Genomic DNA, 19,509 nt, shown 5'->3' on the forward strand with positions numbered 1-19,509 from the left:
CGTTCATTCTTAATGCTCACTTCGACTTTACAAAGTAATATAAAAACCATACCGCATGGTTTTGTTCATCTGCAGCTATTCTCCGTAATAGCTCTTTCAAATGTGCATCTGATGTCTCATCTGAAATTTCCAAATAAAAATCTACTGTTTTTTGTTCATCTTGTATAGCGAACTCTAATCCTTGTAAATACGTATTTGGGCAGTCTTCAGTAATTTGTGGTTTCGGCTGCCTACCAGTTAAGTTCGTATAAATTTGTACAAAGTTGTGGAAATGCTTTATTTCATCATTACGAATTTCAAGAATTTGTTTTTGTTCTACTTGATTTGGAGCCATATTCGCTAATTTTGCATAGCAGCTTATGGCGCTATACTCTCCATTTATAGCTTTTTCAATATCACTTATCAACTTATCATTTTGCCTATACCAATCATAATAATTTGAATTATACATCGTATCCCCCCATACTTTCGCTTAACATTTTATGCATTTAGAAATAGTAGGAGCCTGTGTATTTAACGGGACGGCTTTAGAATGAAAGAAAAGTTTGAGAAAAGGGTCTATTTTGCAAAGGAATTGCTTATGCATAAAATAATACTATTGTATACTGTTGCTATAAACTCTCGCGGGAGTTAGGAAAATAAATTCGCGAATCAACGATTGGTTCAACATGATGCGGTGCGAAGCTATTATGAGTTAAGTGACATAATTAGGAGGTTCCACTATGCCATCTTTATTTAAAACTATGGAGTTCCAGCTAAAAACCGAACGACTTGACCTGAGTATGTGGGAGGAATCCGATTCAGTTTGGATGAGGAAATTAATTGGCGAACGTGGTGTGGACATGCCGACCCTCGACTCCGTTCGTAACCGGCTTATTGAGATGCGTAAGAAGGCAGATGAAAATGGCATTTCCCTTCTCACTATTCGAAGAAGAGACGAAGGCGATTTCATCGGATACTGCGGCTTGATTATCGGTCGTTCCACACTTGAAGAGCCGGAGATTGCATACGAGTTGTTCCGCAGCGCTCATGGTAAAGGTTATGCGACTGAGGCGGCATCTGTTGTACTGGACGCGGCGATTGCTACTGGGCGCCAAAGACTTTGGTCGACTGTAGGTGCTTGGAATATCGCTTCCCTCCGGGTACTAGAAAAGATAGGATTTAAGCGTCATCACAGTACGTGGGATGACGAACGTGGTGAGATTGTCTGGAATGTACGTGACCTTTAGAGATCCCGACTTAATTCTAAACATAACACTTTTCAACAATTAGGTGTTTACATTGAGGAAAAGCCAGAAAAATTAACAAACTTTATTATCAGCAAATATTCATTCTTCAGCTTATAGATTTCATCAAAAAAAGCCGTTTCACTAATTAGTGAAACGGCTTTTTTTTTAAGCGTTCAATTCTGTTTTATGCCCTTTTACTACACTACGTTTGAATGCAGTTGCTAATATAGTAACCATACTTACTATACCAATCCAAACGAGTACAGTAACAGGAGTATTCCAACTTAACCCTTTTCCGAAGAAGAAGATTTCTCTTAGGCCTTCAATCATAAATTTCATTGGTAACCATGAGTAAACCCAGTCTTGATAAAACGGAGACAACATCTCAGGTGCTAATGATAGTAACGGCGCCCCGAAGAATAGTAATAAAGCGAATAAACCGATTCCTTTTAGCCCAACCAATGAAAGTACCGCAGATATCATTAAGAAGAAACTAAAAGAAGTAATGGATAAGAATAGAGCTGTATCCGTGAAGTTCGAAATATTTAACCCTACCATCCCATCCGCAATCCATGTAAGACCAAATCCAATTACAAGTGTCGCAATAGCTCCTGTTACGATTTGGTTTACTTTTAACAGAAAGTTTTCTTTTCTTGAGCTTACTGGCATTTTACTAATCGCAATAAAAATAATCGCTGCACTAGCTAAACTTGCAATCCATAACGGCTGGAACAATGATATTGGTGAGTTACCGTTCGCACTATTTTTGCCGACCTCATTCATATTTTTCACGTTCTTTACAATAGGTGTTACTAATTTCGCAGCTTGATCTGTTGTTACAGTATCTCCTTTTGCTTTTAACCCTTCTAATATTTGCGTACGAACATTATTGTTCATATTATCAACAATCGCAGTTCATGGACCTTTTTATGCGGCTGGCTTAAAGAAATAAGTCAGCTATATAATAAAAGAACATCCACTATAATAGCGGATGTTCTTTTATTTCATTACAACACTTCAATATACCCTTCTGTTCCATGTACCCGAATTCGTTGTCCGTCTTTTATTAATTTCGTAGCATTCTCTACTCCAACGACTGCTGGTAATCCATATTCACGTGCGATAACTGCTCCATGCGTCATAAGTCCGCCGACTTCAGTAACTAATCCTTTTATAGATACAAATAATGGTGTCCAGCCAGGGTCAGTAAAAGCCGTAACTAATATATCTCCCTCTTCTAAATTCGCATCTTCCATGTTTAAAATAACGCGAGCTCTCCCCTCAATCACTCCTGAAGAAACAGGCAAACCTATAATCGCATCATCTGGGAGGTTTTCTCGTTTATATTTACCTGTAATGATTTCTCCATCAGACGTCATGATACGAGGAGGCGTTAGTTTTTCGTATAATTTATAATCATTTTTTTGTTTATGAATAAGCTCATAATTTAGTTTATTCGTGCGAACAACTTCGTGAAGCTCTTCAAAAGTTAGATAGTATATATCATCAACTTCATGAATGACACCGCTCTGCACAAGTTGCTCAGCTTCTTTCAGTAACGCTTGCTTATATATGAAATAACGATTAATCATACCGTATTTTGGATATTCACGATAGCCGATAAAATTACGGATATTACGAATCATTCGCTTCGTTTCTTCTACTTTTTGTTTTCCACCCGATAAGTGCTGTAATCGATCTACTAACTCTTCTTCTTTTTTCAAAGCTTCTTGCAGTCCTTCTTCAAATTTCCGCTTACTCGCACCATATTCAAAATCTCTTATATTATTTAAAATCATCGGGATAATTGTAGTTGGCTTTTCACTCCAGCGCGTTTTCGTAATATCTATTTCGCCACTACATCTCATTCCGTATTTATTTAGAAAAGTTAGAATAGCATCTCGAGCTTCTTCTCCACCCTTAAACTGAACTAGTTCATTTAAAAAGCTATCATCTTCTACATGTTGTAAATACGTAATAACTTCTTTGTACGGCCGAATCACATCAGCGACATCCATTAATGCTAAACCCATTTCAGATGTAATATTATTTTGTACGGATTGAGAAAGCGTGTCTGCTGCATTTTTTTCACCTAACCATTGCTCCATCTTTTCATTTATCCATGTTGAAGCATTCATACCAGCCATAATGACAGCGATACTTTGCGGGTTAAACAATACTTTCTTTAATTGCTGAATATCTTCCAAAATAAAATCAAGTACGTCCACTCCTGATTTCAGTTGCATATTTTGTTTTAACTCTTCAAGTGATGCTTCACTATTCTTTATTAATTCCGTAACGATTGCTGGATCATTTTCGATTTCTGGTTGCGTGCTTGCAGGTGGCACACCTTTACCAACACTCTTTTCTTTTTCATCATCCGGTAACAATGTAATAAAATTATCTCGCTCGACTACAGTCGTTAATGCATCTCTTATGAGCGGATCTGATTTTCCTAACGTATTTATTAGGTAATCTCTGCTAGCAGGTGATGCTAATCTTTGTGTAGCATCCACAAACAGCCTTCCGCCCGCTTTACGCATTGGGGCACTTGTCGTTAACAGGAAAAAAGATAAACCTAATGGTTTCATCGCATCGGTCATCATTTGTTGGTGACCAACTGATATATACACGTGATTTTCCCCATCATTTACTTCTGGAATTGGATATAAAGTCGTAATCGGTCTGCTTTGGACTATATAAATTGTATCATCAACTAAGCACCATTCAATATCTTGCGGACAACCAAAATAAGCTTCGATTTGTCTTCCGATGCGTGCTAGTTGTAAAATCTGTTGTTCAGTAAGTGTTTGAACTTTTTGCTTATTAGGAGCAATTTTCTTTCTCTCTGTTCCGCCTTCTTTTCGTCCATAGATGGCTAATTTTTTCGTTGCGATGACCTTTTCGACGATTTCATCTTCTTTTACCTTATAATTATCGGCAGAAACCAATCCAGATACTAGCGCCTCGCCAAGTCCAAAGCTGGCATCGATTGACAACACCTTCCTATTCGAAGTAATCGGATCCGCAGTAAATAAAATCCCTGAAGCCTCAGGGAAAACCATTTTTTGAATGACAACACATATAGAAACTTGATTATGTTCAAAACCATTTTGCATGCGGTACGTAACTGCTCGCTCTGTAAATAAAGACCCCCAGCACTTTCTTACATGCTGTAAAATCGCTTCTTCTCCGATAATATTTAAATACGTATCTTGTTGACCTGCAAATGAAGCATACGGTAAATCTTCAGCCGTCGCACTAGAACGCACGGCATACGCATGTTCATTTCCAAAACGTGAGAGATAATGAGCTACTGCTTCCACTACATCAGTAGGGATTTCTACTGCCATAATGACTTCTCTAATCTTCTTACTCATTTCACCGATTTGAGCACGCTCTTCCATTTTCAACTTTGTTAGCTGCTGCAACAAAGTTTGAAGCTCTTCATTTTGCTCGATAGCCTTTTCATATCCTACCGTTGTAACACAAAAACCTTCGGGTACTTGTATACCTTGAATGTTTGTTAACTCCCCTAAATTCAAACCTTTTCCACCGACGAGCGAAAGCTGCGTGTTTTCTATTTCCTGAAAATCGAGAACAAAAGAACTCATGTAACATCTCTCCTTACTATGCATGTGTTCTTGATTGTAGCAGGAGTCAATACGAATAAACAGTCTATTTCGAACTTGATTTACATGATATAATTAAGTTAGGAAGAGATAACTATTTTTATTTCTCCCCCTCTAATCCACTTCAATTACATCTCCAAACTTAAACATTCTTTGATTATGAAAAGCATCCGTACAAGTAATCGTCTTATTTAATGGATTTATATTAGCTACTGTTATGTAATTTCTATATAGATAGCCATTCTCTAAAATTTTTATAGTGTAATCCACTTTCAATAAAAGTCAAAAAATATGTTCGTCAATTAAATCTTCACAAATATTTAATGCTTATAAATTAATATTCATCTCATATATAAGTTCTAAGAAATTTAGATAAAAAAGACATTATTTTTGATGATCTAAACTAATTGAAACTTTAATTAAATTATATATCTATAACAACATAGAGCAATGTCATAACGAATTGAAACCGAAAGTTTCTTAAAGTAGAAAATTCGACTTCTTTTATATCGAAATTTGCTTAGCGTATATTTTCGTTAAAATGCGGGTAGTACCCCATCGCTATTGAGCTAAGCTCATACACCATCAATTATAGTAGAGGCTACGTGTAAAGAATTTAAAGACCCCTCAGGGATTAATGAATTCCTAAGGGGTTGCCTACGTGATATAACATATTTACAATTATGTTACGTTTAAAATACGTATCTTTTTCATTTACCTTATAACCACCCTATTTAAGTTTATAAGAACTATGCTTTTGAGATAAAAGTCATTACTTGTTTTATAAACTCATAACCAAAATAACCACTAAATCCGAATAGGACTATTGCGGCAAATATAGATACTCTTTTAATAAAGGTTGGATTTAGAAAACGTCTAGTAAAATGAACAAAGCTTAATAAGATCATATCATGCATAAAGATACCTAATAAAATACCTACAGCTATTAATATAAATGTAGATGTACTTGCATTACCTAATGAAGAAACGAGAACCGGGCCAAAGACCCCTATCCAAAATACAATATTAGCCGGTGATATAGCAATCATAAAACCAGATAAATAAGCTGATAATAAAGATTTATTAGGATCTTCTCCATCTATGTTAACTTCCGACTTTGCTTCTTTAATGCTTTCTATTCCAATAAACATTAAAAATATAAAACCTAGGAGCCACATAACTGTTTCTACCCACGGATTGGTTAATACACTAGAGAACCCTAGATAAATCAGGACTATTAAAGATAAATCTACAGTCATTCCTCCTATACCTACAAACCAACCATGTACGAAACCATTTCTCATTCCTTGTTTCGTCATTTGGACTGTCATAGCACCTGCGGGTATTGCTAAAGATAAACCTAACAAAATATATGTGAAAAGTGTTATAATCATAAAAATTCTCCTATTATAAGTATTGTAATAATCAAACCCTTTTTCTTTTTCCTCGGATTCAGCAAATAGAACTAGAGCACGGCGACTTTTCACATTACTTCTAGCAAGCATCAAAAACTCATAAGAAGATAAATGCCTAAAATCCCATAAGATCCTTTACATGTTCAGCATTCTTTTTAGATGTTAATTTTTCAAGTAATAAAAACGCAACATCAAAAGCTGTGCCTGGATTTGATGATGTAATAATATTTCCATCTTGTACTATTAAATCATTTTGTACTATTGCACCAAAATTCTTTAACTGCTCTTTTCGTTTACTCGTCGGATGACTGTATGTGGTAGCTTTTTTACCTACAAGAATTCCACTTTTTCCAAGCGTTAATGATGCAACACAAATACTGGCAATAGGCTTCTGCTTGGCATAAAAATGTTGAATAACATGTAAGAATTCTCTACTGTATGCATCCCGATAAAAACCAGCCTCTTCAAATCCTCCTGGAATAGCTAGTGCATCAAATTCATCTAATTGAATATCATCAACCGTTTTTTCCGGTATGACAGTAAAATTCCAAGTACAAGTTAATTTATTCCGAAGACCAACTGTTACGACCTCGGTTGATCCATCTCCCTCCCATTTATTCCAGCCTAGTACATCTGTAAATACACTAGCTTCTACTGCTTCAAACCCGTCAGCTAATAATAATAAAATCTTTTTCATATCGTAAACCGCCTCCTTCTACCCTTATTTTATACAAGTATAGAAGGCTGATAAATAAGTTCAATAAGGATATTTGATTGTTCTGCTTTATTTTATAAAGAATTTAGGTTATTCTATTTTATAAAAAAAGGTTGGGTAATTTATGGATCAAATTGATAAAAAAATCGTGGGACTATTACAGTCAAATGCAAAAATTTCAATGAAGGATTTAGCGGAAGCGGTTCACTTATCTTCCCCGTCAGTAACTGAGCGAGTACGAAAGTTAGAGGAACAACAAATTATTGAAGGTTACCATGCACATGTTTCTCTAAAAAAAATAAATCGTCCAATTTCTGCACTTATACTGTTTAAATCAACAAATTGTAAATCATTATCTAACTTTTGCTATAATCATCCAGATGTACTCGAGTGTTATAGAGTAGCAGGAGAAATTAGCTATATTGTCAAAATAGCAACACATTCTGTAGAAAGTTTAGAACAATTTATTGATGATTCAATGCAATATGGTACTCCATCAACGAATATTGTGTTATCTTCTTATGAAAAAAAGATAATTACTCCTTTTATTAGTGAAGAGTAAAAATACTAGCATAATTAATTAACTATTGGTTATGCAGAAGGATAATTTTTGTATGTTATATAAAAAAATAAAGACGTTATATTTTTTTAAAAGGAGTGTAATTACAATGAATTTTTCTAATAAATCAGTGATCATAACAGGGGCTGGAAATGGAATCGGGAGAGAAATTGCTTTACATTATGCAGAAAAAGGGGCCAATGTTATTTTAGCAGATATAGACGAAAAAGCAGGTGCAAAAACAGTTACTAAGATGAAAGAACAGGGTAAAGAAGCACTTTTCGTACAAACAGATGTAAGGCTGGAAACAGATATTATTCGATTAATGGAAGTAGCTAATCAAACATACGGTCAGATAGATATTTTAATTAATAATGCAGGAAAAGAGTTATTCAAGTCCCCTTACGATATTTCGTTAGAAGAATGGGACGATGTGATCAATACAAACTTAAGAAGTGTTTTCTTGGGTTCGCGTGAAGCAGCAAAGTATATGCGTCATAACAAAGAAGGTGGATCTATTGTGAATATCGCCTCTACAAGGGCGATTATGTCTGAGCCAAATTCAGAATCTTATGCTGCCACAAAAGGTGGGATCGTTGCTATTACACATGCGCTCGCAGCCTCATTTAGCGAAGATAGGATTACAGTGAATGCTATTTCCCCAGGTTGGATTGAAACCGGAGATTATTCAAAATTAAGTAAAATTGATCATGAACAGCATCTATCAAAGCGTGTAGGAAAACCAGATGATATTGCACGAGCCTGTCTGTATTTAACAGCCAGTGAAAATGATTTTGTTACAGGTATAAACCTTGTCGTAGACGGTGGAATGACGAGGAAAATGATGTATGAGGAATAGGCAGTAATTAATCAAGAAATACAGATTCGCTATCAATAAAGCCTACTTTATCCAAGGTGATTTACCGAATCATCATATGAATTTGAAATACAATTGAACTGTTTATAAAAAAGATGAACCGGAATTTCCTATCTCTAATAAAGAAGGGATTTCCGTTTTTCTTTCGGATGAAACATGTGAAAATGAATAAAAACCATGAAGTACTCAATGCAAGGACACCAACTACACTAAGAGCGTTAGTTAGATAAAAAATAGAATATATCATATAGCTAGTAAGAGATATTAGTATCACTGAAAGGGCTGTTAATAGCTATTGAAAAGCATAATTTACTCAATCTCAATTACATCACAAAACTTAAATATCCTTTGATTATGAAAAGCATCGGTACAAGTAATCGCCTCTGGATTTCTATTAGCTACTGTTATGTATTTTTATAAACCTACATGAAAATATTCAGATGAATCTTTTATTAAGTCATAACCCCTCCTCAAAAAATAGTAAAAACTACAATTGTGAAATCAATATTTTCTGTTTGCACTTTATATAAATTGATATGTCTCCACCTTAATTTTTGTAATCCCCACTAATTTTTTTCTCAAATCCCCCAAAATGGATTCGAGAAATTAGGGAACTATAATGTCGTATTGAAACATATTAAGGGGGACAAAAGGTGAACAAGGAAATGAATTATGGAAGTGATTACAAGTTTATTCCAGCAACTTCAATTGAAAGTGGTCATGGCCTCGAAGTATTGCCTGATTTATTTTGCTACACGATTCAAATCGTCAACATATGTTTTGTTGGGAATCCGCATACCGATGATTTTGTTTTAGTTGATGCTGGAATGCCTAAATGTGCAAATGAAATTATCTCTGTTACTGAGGAGCGATTTGGTACAAATAGCCGTCCAAAAGCAATTATTTTAACTCATGGGCATTTTGATCATGTTGGAGGAATAATTGAACTCATTAAATATTGGGATGTTCCAGTCTATGCCCATCAAATGGAGATACCGTTTTTGACTGGACAACAAAGCTATCCAGAACCAGACCCTACAGTTGAAGGTGGTATGGTAGCGAAAATGTCTCCCCTGTTCCCTAATGAACCGATTGATTTAGGAAATAGCGTAAAAGCACTACCTACCGATGGAACTGTTCCCCATATGCCAGAGTTTAGATGGATTCATACATCAGGGCATACTCCTGGGCATATTTCATTATTCAGAGAGAAAGACCGAACTTTAATTGCTGGGGACGCTTTTGTTACAGTGAAACAGGAGTATCTGTATAAAGTAATAACTCAAGAACAGGAAATAAGCGGACCCCCTCGTTATTTAACAACAGACTGGAAAGCAGCTAAAGAATCAGTCATTAAATTAGAAGAATTAAAGCCTCTAGTCGCTATTACTGGACATGGGATACCAATGTCAGGTGAATTGCTATCAACAAGCTTCAAAACACTCGTTCAAGAATTTGATAAAATTGCTGTACCTGATTACGGAAAATATATAAATAAAAAGATGCATTAAATGCGGAAATATTTTGTTTATTTTTATATTAATGAATCAAAACACCAACGAATATTAAGTTTAATATGAAAAAACACTGTACTTAGGCAACATCTCTATTATAAGAATGGAACTACCCTTTATGAATAAAGCTCGATATTCCGCAAATACTATCCATAGTATAAGCCTGCTTCTTACCCAGGTTGTACTTCTTACCATTAAGGGGTGATTAAAACGGGTTACGCTATATAAAAGCATAATCCGTTTTTAATGAAATATTGTATTCCATATACGTTTAAACAATGGAGGAAAATGATGAAACATATTGTTGCCTTATTAATTAAATACACAGCGATAACTGCAGTATTGCTAATCATGCTCAGTATCTTTCAAGGCATTTCAATTCCTAGAGTATTACTAATTTCTCTTTTTCTTACGGGAGCTGCCTATTTAATCGGAGACCTCTTCATTTTACCTAAATACGGAAATATGATTGCTACAATGGCAGATTTCGGCTTAAGCTTTTTCGGAACTTGGTTACTAACATCCTTGTTTACTAATTTAGATGCTACTCGTAACATTGGACTTTCTTCATTTATAGCCGCTTTAATTATTGGTGGAACAGAAGTTTTCTTCCATATTTATATGAAGAGGCTAGTGCTACGTAACGACGATGAATTAAAAAATCGCAATCATATTCATCATGATAAATATGCTATGGAAATATCAGATGAATATATAGATTCTTCCACAATAAATAAATCCAAGCTTGAGGATACATCTAAAAAATAAAAAAGTGGCCAATGCCACTTTTTTATTTTTGTTTATTAAGCTTGATCAGAATTTCTTACATGTAACGGAGGTGGAACTACCCACCCTTTTTTCTTACTTAAACGTAGCAGAGTTACACCTGCCTGCGCTTTTTTCATATGAAATTGGCCAAATAGCATCCCTACATCTTCTCGAAGACATTTTCCCATCACTTGACTACATGTCACAAGTCCAGCTGCTAATCCTGCAGAAACAGCAGCAGCAATTTCAACATCATTAATACGTGCTCCCGGAGGAATGTCTTCGATAGATGCAACTGGTCGTTCTGGAGGAGCAGGCGGTAAAGCGACCCCATTAATCTTTAAAAGAGCTTTTAATTCTTCTATTTCCGAATTCATATCATTTTCAATTAAGCCTTCTAAAAACTTCTTCAAGTCTTCATCACCTGTATGATTCATAAATACTTGATGGCTTGCAATCGCACCCTGTGCAGCAAGAAGATAGCTCCAAATGTCAAATACTTCACCGTAATGTAACGGTTCATTTTGAGGATTTCCACTTAATATACCCATTTTTAAATTCCTACCTTTCGAAAATATCATAATAAATATTGATTTCAATATTGAAATCAAATTTTTAAGTATGCTTTTTCCTGCAAAAGATTTTCTACTATGCATGGAAAACACCTTTCCAACACCGCGTGTTTATTGTTTAGGAAAGTAGTTTACAAATTAAATACTCAAAGATTATGAAAGAAGATTATCAATAATCTTTGAGTGAGTATCTGTTTAATATAAGTTTTTTTATTTTTATGAATACACAAAAGAAATTGATTTACATATTTGCTATATTTTAAGCCAATTTACTTAGCGGTTAGCTCTACCACCAAGTTGTTGTTCTGCCATTGCTACTAAACGTTTTGTAATTTCGCCACCAACAGATCCGTTTGCACGAGCTGTTGTATCTGCACCAAGTTGTACACCAAACTCTTGTGCAATTTCATATTTCATTTGATCAAGAGCTTGTTCAGCACCTCGAACTAACAATTCATTACGACTTCCACTATTATTGTTTGCCATCTTATTTCACCTCCGATGTTTTTAATATGCTACAAATTATGAAATAATAATTATCCTTTTTATGGAAATTAGATTATGAATAAAAATTGATTTTTTTCTTAAAGTAGGGCAAAACATATAAGAAAGAATAACTGATATAACATACTTTCATAACAACACTATGTATACTTCCTAATTCCCTTCAGTAAATAAAAGAAAGATTTCTATTTCACCAAGAGATTAAATAAAATTATGTTTTGAGACATAATCCAAAAGGAGATATGAGATGAAAGCTGTAACCTATCAAGGACCAAATCAAGTACAAGTTAAACAAGTTGATGATGCAAAGTTAGAGAAAAAAGATGATATTATTGTAAGAATTACTTCAACCGCTATTTGCGGTTCTGATTTACATTTATATCAAGGTAACATGCCCTTACCTCAAGGATACATTATCGGCCATGAACCAATGGGAATCGTTGAAGAAGTCGGGCCAGATGTCACTAAAGTGAAAAAAGGCGATCGTGTTGTCATCCCCTTCAACGTTTCTTGTGGACATTGTTTCTATTGCCAACATGAAATGGAAAGTCAATGTGATAACTCAAATCCTCATTACGATTCTGGTGGATACTTTGGTTATACGGAGAAATTTGGTAATCATCCAGGCGGACAAGCAGAATATTTAAAAGTTCCATTTGGCAATTTTACTCCATTTGTTATACCGGAATCATGCGAGCTTGAAGATGAATCCCTACTATTTTTATCAGATGTTTTACCTACAGCCTATTGGAGTGTAATAAACGCAGGCGTTAAGCCAGGTGATACTGTTATCGTCCTTGGTTGTGGACCTGTTGGATTAATGACACAAAAATTTGCTTGGATGCAAGGTGCTAAACGTGTAATTGCAGTGGATTACTTAGATTATCGGATGAATTATGCAAAAAAGATTAACAATGTTGAGGTATTTGAGTTTACAAAATTCCCCGATATGGGAGAACATTTAAAGGAAATTACACATGGTGGTGCCGATGTAGTTATTGATTGTGTGGGGATGGATGGAAAAAAATCGCCACTAGAATTTCTGGAACAAAAATTGAAATTACAAGGCGGAACTCTCGGCCCTATTCAAATAGCTACGAAAGCCGTAAGAAAATATGGAACGGTTCAAATGACTGGCGTTTATGGTGGCAATTATAATGCATTTCCACTCGGAGCATTTTGGGTTAGAAATATTAATCTTAAAATGGGACAAGCACCTGTCATTCATTTTATGCCAGAACTATTTAAAAAAATAACAAATAAAGAATTTGATCCAAAAGAGATTATTACACACAAAATCCCCCTTGAAGAAGCGAGCTACGGTTATCAAATTTTTAATAATCGTGAAGATGATTGTATAAAAGTCATTCTGAAGCCTTGAAGCTACAATTCATTATTCTTAATGAAAAGATAAGATTACATTTCGTAATCTTATCTCTTTTTATTAAATGCTAAGTATCTATCCCCTATTTTCATCTCACATCTAAAATAGTTATTTTCAAAAATTTTGCATTTTGAGATAATAATCAATTGGTAAAAACATGAATTAAAGTATTAAGTAACCAAACAGCGGACACGATAACAATGTTAACTAACTTAAAAGAGGTGTACTTCATGTTTTATTATAAAGAAAAACTGATTAATATTATTAAGCCGGACAAGCCAGATCCAGCTGCCGCAAAAGTTTTACAAGAAATATTAGGTGGGCATTATGGCGAAATGCGTACAATGATGCAATACTTCTTCCAAAGCTCAAATTTTAGAGGGAAAGAGAAGCAATATCGTGATTTACTTCGAGGTGTTTTTTTAGAGGAAATAAGCCATGTAGAACTTGTACAACATACAATTAATCAACTATTAACTGGATCTGGTGAACCTACGCCAGGAAATGCTGGTATTGACACAGCACCACTTGATGAAGCGGTTAAACATGCAAATCCTCACCACTTTATTGTAGGTGCTCAAAGTTCATTGCCTGTTGATGCAGCTGGCAACCCATGGAATGGCTCTTGGGTATATAGTCATGGAAACTTAATTAGCGATTTATTAGATAACGTAGTACTTGAATCTACAGGTGTACTTCAAAAAACTAGAATTTATGAAATGAGTTCCAATCAAACTTTTAGAGAAACACTTGCATTTTTAATTGTACGTGATAATGCACATCAAAATGCTTTCGCAAAAGCTTTAGAGACATTGGGTGTTGAATGGGGGAAACTCTTCCCTGTGCCCAACTATGATATTAATAAATACCCAGAGTGCAGAAAGTATGTAGACATGGGATTCCATAACGCACAATTTAATTTTAGTTTAGATCCAACAAGAATGGGAGAAATATTCCAAGGTGAATCACCAAGTAGAAACAAAGGAACATTAGCAGTAACTGACCCGCCAAAAGGTTTTCCTGTACCAGAACTTCCTGAGATACCAAATGAGCATAGTCCTGGATTAAAAGATATGGGTCTTTAAGATCATTATGGCCAACTATTGATTCATGGTTGGTCATAGTTATTTATAAAGATTCATGTAAACTTGTTGTTAACATGATAGGATATTTTAATAAATCCTCTTTATTTAAAAGTGGTGTTGATCATATTTCTGCTCCTCTTAATGTTGTTTCTATGAACCATTAAACGCCACTGTATACTTACTTATAATCTCCCTACCTCTATTCACGTATAACATCCCTATATTGTAAACAAAGAGGAGGGACTTGTCCCCCTCTTCTTTTAATTTTTCTTTAAAAGAATTGCTCCTGCAATCCCTGGGTGTGTCATTTCGAATGGATCTAGAATTAATTCTAAGTCCTCTTGTGACAATACACCATTTTTCACACAAAGTTCTCGAACGGATTGCCCTGTCGCGATTGCTTCTTTCGCAACGCGAGCTGCTGCTTCATAACCAATATGAGGGTTCACAGCTGTAATAATTCCTACACTTTTCTCAACATACTCTTTTAAGCGCTCTTCATTCGCTTCAATTCCTTTTAAGCAATTATCTGTAAAGGCACGGAAACCGTTATTCATAATGCTAATCGATTGCAGTAAGTTGAAAACAAGTACTGGTTCCATCACGTTTAATTCTAATTGTCCTGCTTCTGAAGCAAGGCAAATTGTATGATCATTACCTATTACTTGGAACGCAATTTGATTAATAACTTCTGGCATAACAGGGTTTACTTTCCCTGGCATAATAGATGAACCTGGTTGACGAGCTGGTAACATAATTTCCGCTAAGCCAACACGTGGACCTGATGCCATTAAGCGAAGGTCATTCGCGATTTTAGACATATTCATCATACATACTTTAAGTGCTGCAGATACTTCAGTATAAGCATCCGTATTTTGCGTCGCATCTACTAAATCTTCTGCACCAACAAGCGGTAGTTCACTAATTGCAGCTAAATGTTTTACAACTGCTTCAATATATTCTGGATCTGCATTTAAGCCTGTACCAACTGCAGTTGCCCCCATATTTACTTCATATAAATGTTGACGCGATTGTTGAATTCGTTTCATATCACGTTCAAGTACGCGAGAGTATGCTTTAAACTCTTGTCCAAGACGAATTGGCACCGCATCTTGTAAATGTGTACGCCCCATTTTAATAACATGGTCAAACTGTTCTGCTTTTAATTCAAATACATCATGCATATAACCCATCGTTTGTAATAAGCCTTCTAATGCATTTAACGTCGCGATATGAATCGCCGTTGGGAATGCATCATTTGTTGATTGGGCCATATTTACATGACTATTTGGACTAATATAATGATAGTCTCCCTTTTCCATTCCTAATAATTCAAGAGCACGATTGGCAATGACTTCATTTGCATTCATGTTCATTGAAGTACCTGCTCCACCCTGAATTGGATCGACGATGAAATGATCGTGCCATTTTCCATCAAGAATTTCTTGAGCAGCTTCTGCGATCGCGCCACCCTTGTTCAATTCCAATCTTCCTACATCTGTATTAGCAAGCGCTGCTGCTTTTTTTACAATTGCGAACGCTCTAATTAAACTTTCATGAATTTTGTACCCTGTAATCGGGAAATTTTCAACAGCGCGTAAAGTCTGAATTCCGTAATATGCCTCAATAGGTAATTCCTTTCCTCCCAAAAAATCATTCTCCACTCGCACGTTCTTGTTTGTCATTGCCATTTTAATTTCTCCCCCATATTAAATGTAAAACCTAAATAAATCATATGAAGTCATTACCAATCCTTATCAGATTTTATTGTTAAATCGTAGGCTAAAGGCTCTTCAATAATTTTTTTAATCTCTTCTAATTTATTAGTTTTCCCAAGCGCCCACATCAATTTTGCTATGATGGCTTCCGTATTCATATCTCCAGACAATATTACTTGATGTTGTGCCACTTTCCGTCCTACTTCATAGAGAAGTATGTCTTCTCCTTCTTCCAGGCATTGAGTAGTAATCACTACAGCAATCCCCATTTCAGTCAACTCTTGAATTTTCGAAAGCAAGTTCCTTCCTTCAAAAGGTAATCCACCGTTTCCAAAACTTTCAATAATAATTCCTTTATACAAATCTTTTAAACAATCAAATATCTCTGGTTTTGTACCTGGATACAATTTCATAAGAAAAACATCCGTACATAAATTAGTATTTATTGAAAGTTCATTATGGGAGGACGTTGGCTTCCAATGATATTTCACTTCATCTTCATTTACCTCAGCAACATATGGATAATTCACACTTTCAAATGCATCATAACTTTTTGTTCGCATTTTAACTGCTCTCGTCCCAATAATCACCCTACTATCAAAAACAATAAACACACCGCCAACATCCTCACAGGCAAATCTAAGAGCATCAGCTACATTTTTCTTTGCATCTGTCTTTTTAAAACTAATAGGTACTTGTGAACCTGTTAAAACAACTGGTTTTCTTAAACCTTGCAGCATATAAGATAACGCGGAAGATGTATAAGCTAACGTATCCGTTCCATGTGTAATCACAAACCCGTCATAGTCATCATAGTGATTAAAAACAGCATTAGCTATTTCTTTCCAGTGCTCAGGTTGCATATTGGTACTATCAATATTCATTAAGATTTTGCAATCTATTTCTAAGTTTCGAGAAGACTTCGAAAAATAATTCAATAATTCCTCAGCAGACAATCCTGGAACAAGCCCCTCATTCCCCTCCACAGATGCAATTGTCCCACCAGTTGCAAGTAATAAAATTTTCTTCATACACAACCCCTCCATAAAATAAACAACGATATATCGTTCGCGTAATGCGTATTTATATTTATCATTATAGAACTTAATTTGAATTAATCAAGATTTTGTATTCAATACGCGTACTTTTTTCTATTCTTGATTCTTTTTCTATGCTATAATTAATTTAATAAAATTAGATGGGGTATGAGACGAATGCTGGAACGTTTATCTAAATTAAGAAAAAATCAAAAATGGTCCTTACAAGAGACAGCAGATCGACTTGGGATTGCGAAAAGCACCTATGCTGGTTATGAAAATGGTTATAGATTACCTTCATTACAATCTTTATCTAAAATAGCCGATTTATTTGATACATCTGTAGATTATATATTAGGTCGAATTGAACATTCACATCAAAACAAAGATGTAATTGATATTACAAGACTCCTAAACGATCCAGATGCAACACTTTTAGTAGATGGAGAAGCACTGTCAACAGAAGAGATAATAGATTTTATTGCTTTTGTGAGAAGTAAACGAGAACTAAGTTCCAAGAGAATAGAAAATATTGAACCAACATGTAAAAGTTAATTCAATAAAAAACGAAGACACTGCACTCTTTAAACTTAGAAATACTTAGACAATTAATTTGTAAACGGTTTATATAATGGATTCTTAGCAGCTGGCCTCATTTGGGGACTTATACTTGGAAACAATCCCATTGGTTATATGATTCAATTATTTTTCATCATTTGTGTGGGGTAGCAGCTATTTTCGGAGGTCTCACATCCAATAAATCAATTATCATGAAACAAGGACTTCTCGCTATTTTAGCGTTGCTTGCCCTTTTATCTGTCATATAGAACTAAAGCTTTTCAATAAAGGAACTCACTTTTGAAGAATACGCCATTCTTTCTGTAGATTTATAAGAAAGAATGGCGTTTTTGTATGTCTATTTCTGTATCGAGAGAATTTGAAAGTATAACAGAATTCAAACAAGAATTAGCAAAGTATATAAAGTACTATAATCATGAAAGAATCAAGGAAAAATAAAAGGGAATGAATCCGGTATTGTACTAGGCTCATTCCCTAGAGGCTACTTAACAAACCGACCTTTCTAACTTTCGGGGACACAGTCTAGTTGAAGTGCTACAAGCAACGAATTTACTATTTTAAAGTTAAGTGTTTAACCTTGAAGTACTTAATTCTTTTTTCCAGACAAAGCATACATTATATATTGATGCTTTATTGTCCTCTTATAATTATGTGGTATCGGGAATTTGTTTCGTTGTTCTTTTATTATAATTATGATTACTATAAGTGATAAAGCTACAGGTATAAAAACGATTAACAAAGCATCTTAATGTTTATGAAATTCTTTGTTAATCGTTTCTCTTCTCCCTAATCTCCTGCGAGACTATATTTTTTATTAAAATTTCCCATATCTTATTTGATTTATTCTGTGACACCAGATTGGGTTACTTTTACATCAGCTGTTACACGAAAACGTAAATCTTTATAGGATTCTTCCCATTCTTGACTGTTCCATTTTCTTACGTGAGTTCTACCAAGCTTTCTAAGTCCTATAGGATCTGTGTCTTTTTTAATAAATCTCTTTATCAATGTAGTTGCTTTTTTTTCTATTTCTTTTTCCATAATTTTTTCTAATTTTTTTATTTCTTTAGGATTATCTAGATTTTTTGTTTTTGTAAATTCTTGAATTTCAGCTTTAACTTGAATATGAGCATTTACGAATGGATGCTTACTATTCCCCTCCATCTTATATTTTGTTCTAGCTTTTATATTCTCTATCGTAGCGTAAGTATTTGAAGAACCAGGTAGTTTGAATTGGTATGTACCTTGTTTAAAATTATCTGTCAACAATTTAAATACAAATAAATCTTTAGGGTTCACTTTATCAACCATTTTACATCTTTTAAAAAGTGCTATTCCATCTAACTCCAACACGTTACCTTTTTTAGATATTATCGGTAAATAGGAATCTCTCGCATCATCATTAAGTTGGTTTAAAAACATAAAAAAATTTGTTTTGGGCTGCGTTCCATTGTCCATATTTTGCTCCAGTAAAGAGGATAGATAGGAAGCAATTTCTTTTTCTTTAGAATAGTTCCCCTTTAATAGTGATTCCCCTTTTACATTTGTAATTGCTAAATAAATTGCATTTCCTACACTAGGATTTCGGTTCAAAGTCTCTAAAATTTCCTGCATTCCCTTTTCAATTATTTTTTCATTAAATATAATAACACGCAATTGCCCCAACTCTAGAGGTCCAGAAGATTTTTCGGATGCTCTTGCAAGAACTTCTCTACCAGTCTGGCCTGATGCTGAATAGATTTTTGTTTCACCTTCCCCGCCTCCTTTATAAGCTGAAATCGCAAAGGTTCCTTTTAGCTTACCTTCTGCTTCGGTATCATATGCCGCAACTTGAACTAAGTCAATGTCATCCACAATTTTCGTTTTAGCACAACCTATTAAGAAGACACTTAATATAAGGAAAAGTATCCATCGCTTCATG

18 protein-coding genes and 4 pseudogenes are annotated in these 19,509 nt (G+C 34.7%); 10 read left to right on the top strand and 12 right to left on the bottom strand.

The features are described from left to right. Positions 1-16 precede the first annotated feature (16 nt). Positions 17-451, bottom strand: a complete 435-nt coding sequence (locus AB6801_RS18475) for a ferritin-like domain-containing protein (RefSeq protein WP_000282830.1) — start codon at positions 449-451, stop codon at positions 17-19. A gap of 271 nt (positions 452-722) precedes the next feature. Between AB6801_RS18475 and AB6801_RS18480 the strand changes: the two genes are divergently transcribed. Continuing rightward, complete coding sequence (locus tag AB6801_RS18480; RefSeq protein ID WP_001139531.1) at positions 723-1,229, top strand: GNAT family N-acetyltransferase; 507 nt, start codon at positions 723-725, stop codon at positions 1,227-1,229. A gap of 165 nt (positions 1,230-1,394) precedes the next feature. On the opposite strand, the pseudogene AB6801_RS18485 reads toward AB6801_RS18480, so the two are convergent. The 5 genes and pseudogenes from AB6801_RS18485 to AB6801_RS18505 all read right to left on the bottom strand — a co-directional run. Next, positions 1,395-2,141 (bottom strand): annotated as a pseudogene (locus AB6801_RS18485) (ABC-2 transporter permease); the annotation flags it as partial. Positions 2,142-2,236: 95 nt separating this feature from the next. Continuing rightward, the gene (gene ppsA, locus AB6801_RS18490) at positions 2,237-4,843 is read right to left on the bottom strand and encodes a phosphoenolpyruvate synthase (RefSeq protein WP_097995004.1); all 2,607 of its coding nucleotides are present in this window, start codon (positions 4,841-4,843) and stop codon (positions 2,237-2,239) included. 132 nt (positions 4,844-4,975) lie between these two features. Further along, entirely contained in the window at positions 4,976-5,137 is a 162-nt protein-coding gene (locus tag AB6801_RS18495) for a YolD-like family protein (RefSeq protein WP_255262015.1), read from the bottom strand. Positions 5,138-5,610: 473 nt separating this feature from the next. Next, positions 5,611-6,255, bottom strand: a complete 645-nt coding sequence (locus AB6801_RS18500; RefSeq protein WP_000587494.1) for a LysE family translocator — start codon at positions 6,253-6,255, stop codon at positions 5,611-5,613. A 136-nt stretch (positions 6,256-6,391) separates the two neighbouring features. After that, a complete protein-coding gene (locus AB6801_RS18505; protein ID WP_000722336.1) occupies positions 6,392-6,973 on the bottom strand; it encodes a DJ-1/PfpI family protein in 582 nt (193 codons plus the stop codon). 142 nt (positions 6,974-7,115) lie between these two features. Between AB6801_RS18505 and AB6801_RS18510 the strand changes: the two genes are divergently transcribed. The 4 genes from AB6801_RS18510 to AB6801_RS18525 all read left to right on the top strand — a co-directional run bounded on the left by AB6801_RS18510 (position 7,116) and on the right by AB6801_RS18525 (position 10,709). Next, positions 7,116-7,553 (top strand): Lrp/AsnC family transcriptional regulator, encoded by a 438-nt coding sequence (locus tag AB6801_RS18510; protein WP_000372089.1) that lies wholly within the window; start codon positions 7,116-7,118, stop codon positions 7,551-7,553. Positions 7,554-7,659: 106 nt separating this feature from the next. Beyond that, positions 7,660-8,409: a glucose 1-dehydrogenase gene (locus AB6801_RS18515; protein ID WP_001011723.1), complete on the top strand. Its 750-nt coding sequence runs from the start codon at positions 7,660-7,662 to the stop codon at positions 8,407-8,409. A 671-nt stretch (positions 8,410-9,080) separates the two neighbouring features. Further along, positions 9,081-9,938: an MBL fold metallo-hydrolase gene (locus AB6801_RS18520; RefSeq protein ID WP_097999178.1), complete on the top strand. Its 858-nt coding sequence runs from the start codon at positions 9,081-9,083 to the stop codon at positions 9,936-9,938. A 294-nt stretch (positions 9,939-10,232) separates the two neighbouring features. Further along, the gene (locus AB6801_RS18525) at positions 10,233-10,709 is read left to right on the top strand and encodes a YndM family protein (protein WP_000680670.1); all 477 of its coding nucleotides are present in this window, start codon (positions 10,233-10,235) and stop codon (positions 10,707-10,709) included. Between the two features lie 35 nt (positions 10,710-10,744). On the opposite strand, the gene AB6801_RS18530 is transcribed toward AB6801_RS18525, so the two are convergent. Together AB6801_RS18530 and sasP are read right to left on the bottom strand one after the other, a co-directional pair. Then, positions 10,745-11,260 (bottom strand): DUF3231 family protein, encoded by a 516-nt coding sequence (locus AB6801_RS18530; RefSeq protein WP_002101091.1) that lies wholly within the window; start codon positions 11,258-11,260, stop codon positions 10,745-10,747. A 294-nt stretch (positions 11,261-11,554) separates the two neighbouring features. Then, positions 11,555-11,767 (bottom strand): small acid-soluble spore protein, SasP family, encoded by a 213-nt coding sequence (gene sasP / locus AB6801_RS18535; RefSeq protein ID WP_000002840.1) that lies wholly within the window; start codon positions 11,765-11,767, stop codon positions 11,555-11,557. Positions 11,768-12,032: 265 nt separating this feature from the next. Between sasP and AB6801_RS18540 the strand changes: the two genes are divergently transcribed. Further along, positions 12,033-13,166, top strand: coding sequence for a zinc-dependent alcohol dehydrogenase (locus tag AB6801_RS18540; RefSeq protein ID WP_000649093.1), 1,134 nt, complete (start codon positions 12,033-12,035; stop codon positions 13,164-13,166). Between the two features lie 233 nt (positions 13,167-13,399). Continuing rightward, on the top strand, positions 13,400-14,254 hold the full coding sequence (locus tag AB6801_RS18545; protein WP_097999177.1) for a manganese catalase family protein: 855 nt from the start codon (positions 13,400-13,402) through the stop codon (positions 14,252-14,254). Positions 14,255-14,514: 260 nt separating this feature from the next. Here the strand turns inward: AB6801_RS18545 and aspA are convergent, their stop codons facing one another. After that, positions 14,515-15,945 (bottom strand): aspartate ammonia-lyase, encoded by a 1,431-nt coding sequence (aspA, locus tag AB6801_RS18550; RefSeq protein WP_065703755.1) that lies wholly within the window; start codon positions 15,943-15,945, stop codon positions 14,515-14,517. A 53-nt stretch (positions 15,946-15,998) separates the two neighbouring features. Continuing rightward, the gene (ansA, locus tag AB6801_RS18555) at positions 15,999-17,003 is read right to left on the bottom strand and encodes an asparaginase (RefSeq protein WP_000722299.1); all 1,005 of its coding nucleotides are present in this window, start codon (positions 17,001-17,003) and stop codon (positions 15,999-16,001) included. Between the two features lie 183 nt (positions 17,004-17,186). On the opposite strand from ansA, the gene ansR reads away from it, so the two are divergent. The 3 genes and pseudogenes from ansR to AB6801_RS18570 all read left to right on the top strand — a co-directional run. Then, the gene (gene ansR / locus AB6801_RS18560) at positions 17,187-17,564 is read left to right on the top strand and encodes an HTH-type transcriptional regulator AnsR (RefSeq protein WP_000893567.1); all 378 of its coding nucleotides are present in this window, start codon (positions 17,187-17,189) and stop codon (positions 17,562-17,564) included. Between the two features lie 66 nt (positions 17,565-17,630). Further along, positions 17,631-17,836, top strand: a pseudogene (locus tag AB6801_RS18565) (DUF1304 domain-containing protein); the annotation flags it as partial. 103 nt (positions 17,837-17,939) lie between these two features. Further along, positions 17,940-18,026, top strand: a pseudogene (locus tag AB6801_RS18570) (IS3 family transposase); the annotation flags it as partial. A 125-nt stretch (positions 18,027-18,151) separates the two neighbouring features. Here AB6801_RS18570 and AB6801_RS18575 read toward each other — a convergent pair. Together AB6801_RS18575 and AB6801_RS18580 are read right to left on the bottom strand one after the other, a co-directional pair. After that, positions 18,152-18,282, bottom strand: a pseudogene (locus AB6801_RS18575) (excinuclease ABC subunit C); the annotation flags it as partial. Positions 18,283-18,428: 146 nt separating this feature from the next. After that, a complete protein-coding gene (locus tag AB6801_RS18580) occupies positions 18,429-19,508 on the bottom strand; it encodes a Ger(x)C family spore germination protein (RefSeq protein WP_000832860.1) in 1,080 nt (359 codons plus the stop codon). Between the last annotated feature and the right edge of the window lies 1 nt (position 19,509).

The sequence above is a fragment of the Bacillus sp. RCC_6_1 genome (genome assembly GCF_041360755.1).
Taxonomy (GTDB): domain Bacteria; phylum Bacillota; class Bacilli; order Bacillales; family Bacillaceae_G; genus Bacillus_A; species Bacillus_A cereus.